12 protein-coding genes and 1 pseudogene are annotated in these 12269 nt (G+C 72.5%); 5 read left to right on the top strand and 8 right to left on the bottom strand.

Annotated features, from left to right (window positions below; all coding sequences use genetic code 11):
- Positions 1-2: 2 nt before the first annotated feature.
- The 7 genes from ABZW14_RS21730 to ABZW14_RS21700 form a co-directional block, all read right to left on the bottom strand.
- Positions 3-818, bottom strand: a complete 816-nt coding sequence (locus tag ABZW14_RS21730; RefSeq protein WP_355349307.1) for a carbohydrate ABC transporter permease — start codon at positions 816-818, stop codon at positions 3-5.
- On the bottom strand, positions 815-1768 hold the full coding sequence (locus ABZW14_RS21725; RefSeq protein WP_355349304.1) for a sugar ABC transporter permease: 954 nt from the start codon (positions 1766-1768) through the stop codon (positions 815-817). The genes ABZW14_RS21730 and ABZW14_RS21725 overlap by 4 nt, the downstream gene beginning before the upstream one ends.
- 4 nt (positions 1769-1772) lie before the next feature.
- Positions 1773-3068 (bottom strand): sugar ABC transporter substrate-binding protein, encoded by a 1296-nt coding sequence (locus ABZW14_RS21720; RefSeq protein ID WP_355349301.1) that lies wholly within the window; start codon positions 3066-3068, stop codon positions 1773-1775.
- 2 nt (positions 3069-3070) lie between these two features.
- Positions 3071-4183 (bottom strand): 6-phosphofructokinase, encoded by a 1113-nt coding sequence (locus ABZW14_RS21715; RefSeq protein WP_355349298.1) that lies wholly within the window; start codon positions 4181-4183, stop codon positions 3071-3073.
- Positions 4184-4185: 2 nt separating this feature from the next.
- Positions 4186-5637: an aldehyde dehydrogenase family protein gene (locus tag ABZW14_RS21710; protein ID WP_355349295.1), complete on the bottom strand. Its 1452-nt coding sequence runs from the start codon at positions 5635-5637 to the stop codon at positions 4186-4188.
- The gene (locus ABZW14_RS21705) at positions 5634-6797 is read right to left on the bottom strand and encodes a mandelate racemase/muconate lactonizing enzyme family protein (protein WP_355349292.1); all 1164 of its coding nucleotides are present in this window, start codon (positions 6795-6797) and stop codon (positions 5634-5636) included. The genes ABZW14_RS21710 and ABZW14_RS21705 overlap by 4 nt, the downstream gene beginning before the upstream one ends.
- Before the next feature lie 188 nt (positions 6798-6985).
- Complete coding sequence (locus ABZW14_RS21700; RefSeq protein ID WP_355349289.1) at positions 6986-7768, bottom strand: DeoR/GlpR family DNA-binding transcription regulator; 783 nt, start codon at positions 7766-7768, stop codon at positions 6986-6988.
- Between the two features lie 127 nt (positions 7769-7895).
- Between ABZW14_RS21700 and ABZW14_RS21695 the strand changes: the two genes are divergently transcribed.
- The 5 genes from ABZW14_RS21695 (at position 7896) to ABZW14_RS21675 (ending at position 12111) form a co-directional block, all read left to right on the top strand.
- On the top strand, positions 7896-8762 hold the full coding sequence (locus ABZW14_RS21695; protein ID WP_355349286.1) for a hypothetical protein: 867 nt from the start codon (positions 7896-7898) through the stop codon (positions 8760-8762).
- Position 8763: 1 nt separating this feature from the next.
- Positions 8764-9489 carry a sulfite exporter TauE/SafE family protein gene (locus tag ABZW14_RS21690; protein WP_355349283.1) on the top strand — a complete coding sequence of 242 codons (726 nt, stop codon included), beginning with the start codon at positions 8764-8766 and terminating at the stop codon, positions 9487-9489.
- A complete protein-coding gene (locus ABZW14_RS21685) occupies positions 9483-9854 on the top strand; it encodes a DUF202 domain-containing protein (RefSeq protein WP_355349280.1) in 372 nt (123 codons plus the stop codon). Before ABZW14_RS21690 ends, ABZW14_RS21685 begins: the two co-directional genes overlap by 7 nt.
- A 38-nt stretch (positions 9855-9892) precedes the next feature.
- Positions 9893-10192: a DUF202 domain-containing protein gene (locus tag ABZW14_RS21680; RefSeq protein WP_355349277.1), complete on the top strand. Its 300-nt coding sequence runs from the start codon at positions 9893-9895 to the stop codon at positions 10190-10192.
- 134 nt (positions 10193-10326) lie between these two features.
- Positions 10327-12111, top strand: coding sequence for an N-acetylglutaminylglutamine amidotransferase (locus tag ABZW14_RS21675; protein WP_355349274.1), 1785 nt, complete (start codon positions 10327-10329; stop codon positions 12109-12111).
- Between the two features lie 11 nt (positions 12112-12122).
- On the opposite strand, the pseudogene ABZW14_RS21670 reads toward ABZW14_RS21675, so the two are convergent.
- Positions 12123-12269 (bottom strand): annotated as a pseudogene (locus tag ABZW14_RS21670) (type I glutamate--ammonia ligase); the annotation flags it as partial.

Below are 12269 nucleotides of genomic sequence, written 5' to 3'. Positions count from 1 at the left end.
CGTCACTTGACGGCTCCTCCGGTGATGCCGCGCACCAGCCAGCGCTGCGCGAAGACCGTCAGCAGCAGGGCGGGCGCGGAGATGAGCGTGCTCGCGGCCATCAGGCCGCCGAAGTCGTTGGAACCCTGGCCGATGAAATTGAACGCGATCACGGTCAGTGGGAGCGTCCGCTCGTTCGCCAGAGCCAGCGCGAACAGGAAGTAGTTCCAGCTGAAGATGAAGCTGAGCGTGAGCGCGACCGACAGCCCGGGCAGCGCCAGCGGCAGGGCGATCCGGCGGAACCGCTGCCAGGCGTTCGCGCCGTCGATCAGCGTCGACTCCTCGATGCTGACCGGGATCTCCTCGAAGAACGGCACCAGCAGCCAGATGCACAGCGGCAGCGTGATGATCAGGTGCGCGACGATCAGCAGCGTGTAGTTGAGCGCCACGCTGTCCGGGCCGCCGATGCGGATCGAGAGCACGAACAGCGGCAGCACGAACAGCACGCCGGGGGCCATGCGGGCCAGCAGCGTCACGAAGCCGAGCGCGGCCAGCTTGCGGCGCACGATCACGTACGCGGCGGGGGCGCCGAGGACGAGCCCGAGGATGGTCGAGCCGCCGGCCACGATGAAGCTGTTGGCGATGTAGCGGCCGAACTCGAAGCGCTCGAAGAGGTTGGTGAAGTTCTCCAGCGTCAGCGGCGACCCGATATTGAACAGCGAGCCGGTGATGTCGACGTTGTTGCGCAGCGACGACCAGAGCATGAAAAGCACCGGGCCGAAGAAGACGACCGCGAAGACGAGGTACGCGGCGTAGACGCCGCCGAGCCGCTTGGTCATCGCGCGGCCCGCTGCCGGAACCAGGTGAACACGCCCGCGATCGCGATCACCAGCACGAGCAGGGCGATCTGGAGGGCGGCCGCGTAGCTCGGCTCGTGGTCGACGAAGCCGGCGTTGTAGCCGTACACGTTGAGGGTGTTCGTGGAGTTCACCGGACCCCCCTGGGTCATGATGTAGATCGTGTCGAAGAAGCGCACGAGGTCCACGGTGCGCAGCAGCATCGCCACCGTGAGCACCGGGCGCAGGAGCGGCAGGCCGATGTTCCAGGCCGTACGCCAGCCGCTCGCGCCGTCGATCGCGGCGGCCTCGAACGGCTCCTCGGGCAGCGACCGGATGCCGGCCGAGATGATCAGCGCCATGAACGGCGTCCACTGCCAGATGTCGACCAGGGCGATCGACCAGGGTGCGATGTCCGGATCGCCGAGCCACACCACCGGGTCGATGCCGACCTTGGCGAGGATCTGGTTGGCCGCGCCGAGCGACGGGTCCATGATGAGCAGCCACACCAGGCCGACCGCCACCGACGCGGTGATCGCCGGGATCAGCATCATGCCCTGGAAGATCCGCCGGCCGGGCACGTCGAGGCTCATCACGTACCCGAGGGCCAGCCCGAGGACGGTCTCCACCAGCAGGCAGACCACGAAGAGGAACAGCGTGATCTTCAGCGAGTTCCAGAACTGCGGGTTGCCGAACATCTCGGCGTAGTTGGCGAACCCGAGGAACCCCGCGTTCGTCCCGTCGGACTGCCGGTCGCTGACCGAGAGCCAGATCGTGTACGCCACCGGCACCAGCACGAGCACGGCCGTGACCAGCACGGCGGGCAGCGCGAACGGCCACACGCCCCGGGCGGTCGGGTCGACGCGGCGGCGACGCCGGGGCGGCGCCCCCGCCCCCGGCTCCGCGCTGGCGGATCCGGAGGCGGCGGGCCGCTTCGTCATCAGGTCGCTCATGGCGTTATCCGGCGTTCTTCGCCAGCAGCGGGGTCAGGCCGTCCTGGATCTCCTTGGCCGCGGCGTCGGCGTCCGCCTGGCCGAGGATCACCTTGCCGACCGCGTCCCCGACGACCTTGCGCATCTCCGGGGCGGAGACACCGACCGGGCCCACCTCGGTGGAGCCGTTGGTCTGCACGTTGGCCAGAGCCTGGCTCCACTGCTTCAGCGTGTCGGTGTTCAGCGTGTCGGTGTACGCCTTGTCCTGCGCGACGGAGGTCCGCGGCGGAGCGATGCCGCCCTCGGTCAGCTTGAGCTGGGTGGCCTTGCCGGTCGCCCACTCGATGAACTTCCAGGCCGCGTCCTTGTGCTTCGAGTACGAGGACATCGCGATGCCCCAGTTCAGGACGGTGGACTTCGAGCCGGCCGAGCCGGCCGGGAAATCCAGCACGCCGATCTTGCCGACCACCTTGGAGGTCTTCGGGTCGTTGATGCTGCTGATCTCGTTGCTGGACTCCAGCTCCATGGCCGCGCTGCCGGCCGCGAAGAGCGCCGAGGACTGGGTGAAGGTGTTGTTGACGACGCCGGGAGGCCCGTAATCCTTGGCGAGGGTCGCGTACCGCTGGATCGCGTCGACGGCACCCGGCGTGTCGAAGTTCGGGGTGCCGTCCGGCTTGGTCCACTCCACGCCCTGGGAGTGCAGGAACGGGCCGAAGGTGAACGGCAGGGCGGCGGACTGCCCGCGCAGCGCGATCGGCGTCACCTTGCCACCGGACTTCTGCTTGATCGCGGCGGCGACCGTGGGCAGCTCGTCGAGCGTCTTCGGCGGCGTGATGCCGTACTTCTGGAACAGGTCCGTGCGGTAGTAGAGGACGACACCCTCGACGTTCACCGGCGCGGCGATCATCTTGTCCTGGATCGTCATGCCCGTCTTGACGGCGGCCGGGAAGTCGGCGGCGTCGTACGCGGCGGACTTGCTCAGGTAGTCGTCGAGCGGGGCGTAGTAGCCGGCCTTGCTGAACTGAAGGCCCTCGCGCGACGGCAGCGTCATGAAGACGTCCATCGACGAGCTGCGCGACTGCAGGTTCAGCGAGATCTTGTCGCGGGCCTGCTGCTCGGCGAACGTCTGCACCTTCACCTTGACGCCCGAGGCCTTCTCGAACTCGGGGATCAGCGGCTCGATGGCCTTCTGCCACGGGTGGTTCGACATCACGAGGGAGATCTCGTTGGCGCTGCCGCCCGAGTCGCCGCCGCCGCAGCCGGCGGCGAGCCCGCCGACGAGGGCCAGGGCGAACCCGGCGCTCAAGAACTTGTGCCGCATCTTCATGCCTTTCCGTTCTGACCGAGGAGTGGGAAGAGCCAGTCGTGGAAGTCGCCGAGGCCGGCGGGGTCGGTGGTGCGCCACCGCGGGGGTACGGGCCGGGTCCGGCCGGCCACCTCCGTGAGCGGCACAGGGTCGTACGCGGTCTCGCCGGCGCTGCGGTGCAGGCCGACCATCAGGCCGGTGGCGCGGTCGGCCAGCAGCTTCGCCGCGTGCCGCCCGGCCTCCGCCGCCTCCGCCCGGTCGACGTCGCTGGCGAGCGCGCCGCTGCTGCGCTGGACCATGCCGAGCACCTCGCCGCGGGCGGCGACCTCCAGTTCGGTGCTCACCAGCCCGGCGAGCGCTCGGGAGACGCCGCCGAGGATGATCCGCGTGTGGTTGACGGCCTCGAAGGGGTCGTCGGTCATCTCGCTCGCCGCGCCCTCGCTCACGACCACGAACGCCCGTCCGTGCGCGTGCAGGGCGTCCTGCACGGCGGTGAGGAACGCCGCCCGGTCGAAGGCGATCTCCGGGATCAGCACCAGGTGCGGCGCGTGGGCCGGATCGTCGCGGTGCCAGGTCGCGGCGAGGGCCAGCCAGCCCACCGAGCGGCCGAGCGTCTCCACGATGCGTACCGGCTCGATGCCCGCCATCGCCGCGTGGTCGCGGGCCAGGTCCGGGACGATCGTCGTGAGATAGCGCGCGGCCGAGCCGTAACCCGGGCAGTGGTCGATGCCGACCAGGTCGTTGTCCACGGTCTTCGGGATGCCGACGACGTTCAGCTCGCGCCCGGTCGCCGCGGCCCGCTCCGCGAGGGCGTGCAGCAGCGCCATCGTCCCGTTGCCGCCGATCAGGGCCAGGCCCTCGACACCGTTGGCGGCCAGCACGTCGAGCGCGGTGTCCAGGTCCGCCTCCGTGACCGCCCGCCGGCCGGCGCCGAGCCAGGAACCGCCGTGCCGAGTCGCGGCGACCGGCACGTCGGCGGCGGTGACCGGGGTGAGCCGGCCCTCGACCAGGCCGTCCGGGCCACCCCGCAGCGCCAGCACGTCGTGATCGGCCGCCGCCTCCAGGAAGCCGCGGAGGCTGGCGTTGACGACGCTGGTCGGTGCGCCGGTCTGTCCGATGAGCAGGCGCATGCTCATCCCTGGGCCTTCGAGCCGACGGACAGGAAGGTCTGGAAGGCCTCCAGGCCGGGCCGGCCGCCCTCGTAGCCGAGGCCGGAGTCCCGCACGCCGCCGAACGGGATCCATGGCGTGTTCGGGGTGCCGGTGTTGATGCCGACGATCCCGGCGGAGAGCCGGTCGGCGACGGCGTGGGCGCGGTCGAGGTCCGCGCTGCACACGTAGCCGGCCAGGCCGTATCCGGTGGCCTGGTGCAGGACCAGCGCGTCGTCGAGGTCGTCGTAGACGTGGATCGGTGCGATCGGCCCGAAGATCTCGTCGGTCATCACCCGGCTGTCGACGGGCGCGTCCAGCAGCACGGTCGCCGGTGCGAAGTGACCCTTCTCCGGGACGGCGCCGCTGGTGACCTTCTTGGCGCCCCTGCTCACCGCCTCGTCGACGAGCGCGGCCATCCGGGCCGGGTCCGCGGCCGGCGCGAGGGGACCGAGGTCGGTGGCCGGGTCCGTGGGGAGGCCGACGACCATCTTCTCGGTCGCCGCGACGAACGCCTCGGTGAACTCGGCCGCCACCTCGCGGGCCACGAAGATCTGGTTGGCGGCGATGCAGGACTGGCCGTTGTTGCGGTACTTCGCCACGAGCAGCGTCTGCGCGGCCGCCTGCGGGTCCGCGTCGGGCAGTACGAGGAAGGGCGCGCAACCTCCGAGTTCCATCACCGTACGCAGGAAACGCGGCGCCGCGGCCGCGGCCACCAGCCGCCCCACCCGGGTCGACCCGGTGAAGGAGACGACGCCGACGCTCCGGTCGGCGAGCCACGGGTCCACGACGTCGGTGGGAGTGCCGAGCACCGTCGACAGGACCCCCTCGGGCACGTGCCGTTCGACGACCGCGGCCAGCACCATCGACGACAGCGGCGTCAGCTCGGAGGGCTTGAACAGCACCGGACACCCCGCGGCCAGCGCCGGCGCGATCTTTCGCGCCGGGATGGACACCGGGAAGTTCCAGGGGGTCAGGACCGCGGCGACACCCGCGGGCCGCGCGGTCACGCGGTGCCCGATCCCGGGTACGACGGCGAGCTCCTCGGCCTCCTGCCGGTCCAGCAGGTCGGCCATGATCCGGAAGTAGGCGACCGTCAGCGCCAGCTCGGCCGCCGACTCGGCGAGCCGCTTGCCGCTCTCCCGGGTGATCAGCGCCGGCCACTCGGGCTGCGCCGCGAGCGCCTCGACGTCCGCGGCGATGGCCCGCAGCGCCGCCGACCGCTCGGCGCGCGGCGTGCCCGCCCAGACCGGGAGGGCCCGCTGAGCCAGGCCGAGTGCCGCGGCCGCGTCGGCGCCGTTACCCGTGCTGACCTCGGTGAACGGCTCGCCGGTGGCCGGATCGAGCACCGCGAGCCGCGGCCCGCCCGCCACCCGGCCGGCCACGCGCACGGCGGTGACGGCCGAGAGGATGTCGTTGACGATGGGGTCGGTCACGGTAGTTGCTCCTCGTACGCGTCGAGCTGGTCCTGGTCGAGATCGATGCCGAATCCGGGCCCGTCCGGCACGCGGACCGTGCCGTGGGCGGTGAGCAGGCCGTCGGCGGCCTGCCGCAGCGGGTTGGAGCGGATGTCCCACTCGATGAGCCGGGTCGCGGGCGACACGGCGCCGGCCTGGACGGTCACCGCGGTCGCGACCGCGCCGTTGTAGAGGTGCGGGTTCACGGTGCGTCCGGCCGCCGTCGCGGCCGCCAGCACGTCCAGGTACTCGGTGAGGCCGCCGACCTTGCCGAGGTCGGGCTGCAGGATCTCGACCGCCTCCAGGTACGGCTCGAACGCCCCGGCGCCGTAGAGGTTCTCCCCGGTCGCCAGCGGCATTCCGGTGCGGCGGCCCAGTTCCGCCAGCTCGGCGGGACGATCGCCGGCCAACGGCTCCTCGACCCAGGCGACGCCGAGGTCGGCCAGCGCGGGAACCATCTCCAGCGCCTCGGTCAGCCGCCACGCCTGGTTGGCGTCGGCGAAGACCTGCACCTGGTCGCCGAGGATCCGCCGGGCGGTCCCGACGTTGGCGAGGTCGGTGTCCGCGCCGAACCCGACCTTGACCTTGACCGCGGTGAGCCCGAGCGCGGCGCAGCGGTAGGCGACGTCGGCGACGCCGGTGGGTCCGAGGCTGGAGCCGTACACCGGCAGCTCGGTGCGGGGGGCGGCGCTGAGCAGCCGGGCCAGGCTGGTGCCCGCGTGGCGGGCGGCGAGGTCCCACAGCGCCATGTCGACGCCGCTGATCGCCTGGTGGACCGGGCCGGGGGCGCCCCACTGGCGGCCCAGCGGCGCCAGCTCCGCGAGCAGCGCCCGCTGGGCGGTGGCCGGGTCGGGGAAGCGGCGGCCGATCAGGAGCGGCGCGACGCCGTCGTGGATCGTGGCGATCCGCTCGCGCCAGGCCCAGGCCGGGTAGTTGGCCCAGCTCTCGCCGATGCCGACCGAACCGTCGGCCAGCTCGACCTCGACCAGGATCATCACGCGGTGGGTCAGCGGCGCGAAGGACATGGCGATCTGCTCGGTGGGTCGGGCCCGGAAGACCCGGCACCGCACGTCCGCCACCGCGGCGTCCGGCAGCGCGACCGCGCGGGTCGCGGCAGAGGGTGCGGCCTTGAGAACCATGTGCCTTCTCTCACGTCGACGGGATCTGCATGCAGTGTTGAACGCAGTTCACCGAGACGTCAAGACCACGAAACAAGAAATGCCGCGAGTTGAGATGCCGCGAAAGGTGCGTATGCCTCACATGGGCAGCTTCGAGCGCGAGAGCCGCCCCGGACGCGGGCGGTTTCCGAAGCGGGGTTCCGTTCGGACTACGCGGTCACCACGCGGGTGCCCGTGCGGCGTGCGGCCGCGGCCACCGCGTCAGGCAGGGGGCCGTCCACGACCAGGGTGTCGATGCGGTCGAACCCGCACACCTGGACCGGGGCGGTCGCCGTCAGCTTGCTCGCGTCCACGAGCAGCACGACCTCGTCGGCGATGTCCATGAGGGCGTGCTTGGCGCTCAGCTCGACCTCCGAGCGCACGTACGCGCCCCGCTCGTCGACGGCGCTCGCACCGAGGAACAGCAGGCGCACGCGCATGCGCCGGACCAGGTCCAGCGCGGCGAAACCCACCATCGCCTGATTGTCGTGCAGCAGCTCGCCGCCGATCCCGATGACCCGTGACCTGGGCCGGGACAGCATGTGGGCCAGCACGGGGACGGAATGGGTGATCACGCAGCCGTCGAAGTCCTCGGGCAGCGCATGGGCCACCTCGGCCGTGGTCGTGCCGCTGTCGACGCCGATCGTGTCGCCGGGCTGGACCAGGCGGGCCGCCGCAGCGCCGATCGCCCGCTTGGCGCCGGCATGGCTGAGCGCGCGGGACGCGTAGCCGGGAGCGCCGACGCCGCCGGGCGGAAGGCTGACACCACCGTGGACCAGCAGCACCTCGCCGCTCTCGGCGAGTCGACGGAGGTCGCGACGGATCGTCATCTGCGAGACGCCGAGCTGGGCGCTGATGTCGGCGACCGAGAGGAAGCCGGCCCGGCGGAGCGCGGCCATGATGTGCGTCCGCCGCTGCGGGGCGCCGTCGTAGCGCATGGCTTCCACTGACACGTCGGTAGTCTAGCCCTTGTTCCTCTACGACCAGAGGATGGTAGTTTTCTAACATCCTTTGATGTCAGCGCCTCGACGCCGCCCAACTCGGGCGGCGGACCGGCCCCTTTTCCGCGCTGGAGGAACAGTGACCGCCGACCCCTCGATCCTCGCCCGCCCGTCGGGCGGCTACGCCATGCTCGCCGTCGACCAGCGCGAGGCGCTGCGGGCCATGTTCGCCGCGCGCCAGCCGGAGCCGGTGACCGACGCGCAGCTCACCGCCTTCAAGGTCGACGCCGCGCGGGCCCTCAGCCCGTACGCGTCCGCGATCCTCGTCGACAAGCAGTTCGCCTGGGACGCCGTGATCGCGGAGAACGCGGTCGACCCGTCCTGCGCCCTGATCGCGGCGGCCGACGCGTTCACCCCGAGCGCCACCGAGTTCGTCGCGGACGTGGCGATCGACCCCGAGGTCGACCCCGCGACCGTGCGGAAGGAGGGCGCGAAGGCCCTCAAGCTGCTGGTGCTCTACCGGCCGGACGAGTCGCCCGAGCCTCGGATCGCCCTGGTGTCCGACTTCGTGGCCCGCTGCCGCGAGGCCGGACTCGTGAGCATCATCGAACCCGTGTCCCGTGGCCCCCGCGACGGCAGCGCGTACGACCACGAGGCCGGGATCCACGCGGCGGCCCGCGAGCTGGGCGCCCTCGGCGCCGACCTCTACAAGTCGGAGGTGCCGACCCACGGCAAGGGCACCCCGGACGAGATCACCGCCGGGTGCGCCGCGCTGACGTCGGTCATCAGCAGCCCGTGGGTGGTGCTGTCCTCCGGCGTACCCGCGGAGGTCTTCCCCGACGCCGTGCGGCTCGCCTGCCGCGCCGGCGCCTCGGGCTTCCTCGCCGGCCGGGCGGTCTGGGCCTCCGTGGTCGGCAGCCCGACCATGGCCGACGACCTGCGCACGATCTCGGTCGACCGGCTGCGACGCCTCGCCGACGTGGTTGACGACGCCGTGTCGCACTGACATGCCCCCCGTCGGCGATGTGCTGGCGGTCGGCGCGGTCGCGCTCGGCGCCACCATGCAGCGGGCGACCGGCCTGGGCTTCGCCCTGGTCGCCGCCCCGTTCCTGGTCGTGATCCTCGGCCCCTTCTCAGGCGTGACGCTGGCCAACCTGCTCTCCGCCGTGATCAACCTGATCGTCCTGTGCGTGACCGCCCGGGCGCTGCACCGCCGCGTGGCCCTCCAGATGATCGCCGGTGTGGTCCTGGCCCTGCCGCTGGGCGTCTGGGTGGTCCGGGAGCTGCCGGGCCCGGTCCTGCTCGTCGGCATCGGCCTGATCACGGCGGGATCGGTGACCTGGGTGGCGGTGGGCCGGCGCGTGCCGTTCCTCCAGCACAACGGCGGGGCGGTGGCCTCCGGGTTCGCGTCCGGCTTCTTCAACACCACGGCGGGCACCGGCGGGCCGCCCCTCGCCGTCTACGCCGCCAGCACCGGCTGGGAACACCGGAGCTTCGTCCCGACCGTGCAGCTCGTCGGCCTCGTGACGAACCTGCTCTCGCTCGCCGCGAAGGGCGCGCCGGTCCTGTCGTGGCGACTGCTGCTGGCCTGCGGCGCGGCCATGCTGGCCGGGATCGGGGGCGGGCACTATCTGGAGCGGTGGTTGCCGGAGACCGCCACCCGGCGCTGGGTCCTGGCGCTCGCCCTCACGGGAAGCGTCATCGCGGTCGGCAAGGGGCTGGCGGCATGGTGAGACGCGAAGGTCCGACCCGGTGGCCGCGCCGCGTCTTCGGCCGGGGCAGCGACCCTGATCCACGATTCAGCCTGGCCAACGAGCGCACGTTCCTGGCGTGGATCCGCACCTCCCTGGCGCTCGTGGCCGCCGGCGTGGCGTTGGAGGCGGTGCACCTGCCGATGGTGCCCGGGATGCGCCGGGCGGCGGCCATCGTGCTGATCGTGCTCGGCGCCGCCGCGCCGGCCCAGGCCTGGTTCGGCTGGACGCGCACCGAGATCGCCCTGCGCCTGGGCAGGAGCCTCCCGCCGCCGCTGATGGCCGTGCCGGTCGGCGCGGGCCTCACGCTTGTCGCCGTCCTGCTCCTGCTGGGGCTCGTCCTGTGACCCCCGGCTCCGTACGCCTGGACGATGGTGGATTGCAGGTGGAACGGACGGTGCTGGCGTGGCGGCGTACCGCGGCGGCCTTCGTCGTCGCGGCGGCCGCGGCCGGCCGCTTCCTCCTGCCGCACCGCGGTGGGTGGGTCTTCCTGGCCGCCGTTGTGAGCGCGGCGACGGTCATGGTCGTCGTCGCGGCGGCGCTGCGACGGCGCCTACCGCCCTCCGACGCCCCGGCCCCGCCGGGCTCGGCCCGGCCGTCCGGCCCCTGGCTGGCGGCGGTCACGCTCGCCACCGCCGTCGGCGGTGTCGGCGTGGCGGTCGCCGTGCTGCACGGTTCACCCTGACCCGCACCCTCCTCCCCGTTTCGTCACCGGTGTAACGGGTAGTCGGCGGCCTCTCCTGGGCCGCGCCACCGGTCCGGCGGTGACGGGCAAGCGATGTTCGCGTCTTCCGGCAGGCCAGAGGGGGTGTCCTGGGGATGTGCGGGATCAGCGGGGAGGCGCGATTCGACGGATCCGTGCCGGACGGCGCCGCGGTGACCCGGATGAGCGCGGCCCTGCGATCCCGGGGGCCCGACGGCGAGGGCCTGTGGACCGACGGGTGGATCACCCTCGGCCACCGCCGGCTGACCATCATCGACCTGTCCGAGGCCGGTGCCCAGCCGATGGTCCGGGAGGATCTGGGCCTGGCGCTGGTGTTCAACGGGTGCATCTACAACTACCCGCGGCTGCGCGAGGAACTGCGGGCGGCCGGTCACACCTTCCGCTCCACCAGCGACACCGAGGTCATCCTCGTGGCGTACGCGGAGTGGGGCGAGGACTTCGTCGACCACCTCGTGGGGATGTTCGCGGTCGTGCTGGTCGACCGGGAGCGGCGCCGGCTGGTGCTGGCCCGGGACCGGCTCGGCATCAAGCCGCTCTACCTCGCCGAGTCCCCGGGGCGGCTGCGGTTCGCCTCCACCCTGCCGGCGCTGCTGGCCGCCGGTGACGTCGACACCGGCATCGACCCGGTGGCCCTGCATCACTACCTGTCGTGGCACTCGATCGTGCCGGCGCCCCGCACCATCCTGCGGGGCGTACGCAAGCTGCCGCCGGCCACCGTGCGGGTGGTGGAGGCCGACGGGCGCAGCCGCGAGCGGGTCTACTGGCGGCCCGACTACCGGCGGGACCCGGCGCACGTGGGCATGGACGCGGGGGACTGGCAGGCGGCGGTCGGCGACGCGCTGCGCACGGCCGTGCGGCGGCGGCTGGTGGCCGACGTACCGGTCGGGGTGCTGCTGTCCGGCGGGCTGGACTCCAGCATGATCGTGGCCCTGCTCGCCGAGGCCGGGCAGCACCACCTCCAGACGTTCAGCATCGGCTTCGACAGCCGGGGCGGCGAGAGCGGCGACGAGTTCCACTACTCCGACCTCGTCGCCCGCACCTTCGGCACCGACCACCACCGCATCCAGCTCGGCGACGACGACCTGGAGCCGGCGGTCCGCCGGACGATCGAGGCGATGACCGAGCCGATGGGCAGCCACGACGTCGTCGCCTTCCACCTGCTCTCGGAGCAGGTCGCCCGGCACGTCAAGGTGGCACAGTCCGGCCAGGGCGCCGACGAGGTGTTCGCCGGCTACGCCTACCACCAGCCCCTCACGCAGGTGTCCCGGGACGGGGCCGCCGAGGCGTTCGCCGCCGCGTTCTTCGACCGGAGCCATGCGGAACTGGACCTGGTGGTCGACCCCGCGTACGCCTGCGACCACGACGCCAGCCGCGAACTGCTCGCCGCGCACCTGGCCGCGCCCGGGGCGGACACCGCGCTCGACGCGGTGCTGCGCCTGGACACCCACCTGATGCTGCCCGACGACCCGGTGAAGCGGGTGGACAGCATGAGCATGGCCTGGGGGCTGGAGGTGCGTACCCCGTTCCTGGACCAGGACCTCGTGGCCCTCGCCGCGGCCTGCCCCCCGGAACACAAGGTCGCGCAGGGCGGCAAGGGCATCCTCAAGGAGGTGGCCCGGGAGACGCTGCCCGCGGAGGTGATCGACCGGCCCAAGGGCTACTTCCCCGTGCCGGCCCTGCGCAACGTCGACGGGCCGGTGCGGCACCTCGTCGCGGAGGCCCTGGCCGCGCCGGCCGCGCGCGAACGTGGTCTGTTCCGGCCCGGGTACGTCGCCGAACTGCTCGCCGAACCGGACCGGGCACAGGCCACCGCGGGCAGCAACAAGCTCTGGCAGCTCGGCCTGCTGGAGTTGTGGCTCCAGGCCCACGCGATCCGCTGACCGCGAGGCGGTCAGCAGTCGAAGTAGAGGGCGAACTCGTGCGGGGTCGGGCGCAGGCGGACGGGGTCGACCTCGTTGGCCCGCTTCCAGGACACCCAGGTGGAGATGAGGTCGGGGGTGAACACGCCGCCGTCGAGGAGGTAGTCGTGGTCGGCTTC

Origin of the sequence: Micromonospora sp. NPDC004551 (assembly GCF_040609975.1) — a bacterium.
Taxonomy (GTDB): domain Bacteria; phylum Actinomycetota; class Actinomycetes; order Mycobacteriales; family Micromonosporaceae; genus Micromonospora.
Note: the sequence above shows the minus strand (reverse complement) of the source record. Positions and strands in the feature narration are given on the sequence as shown.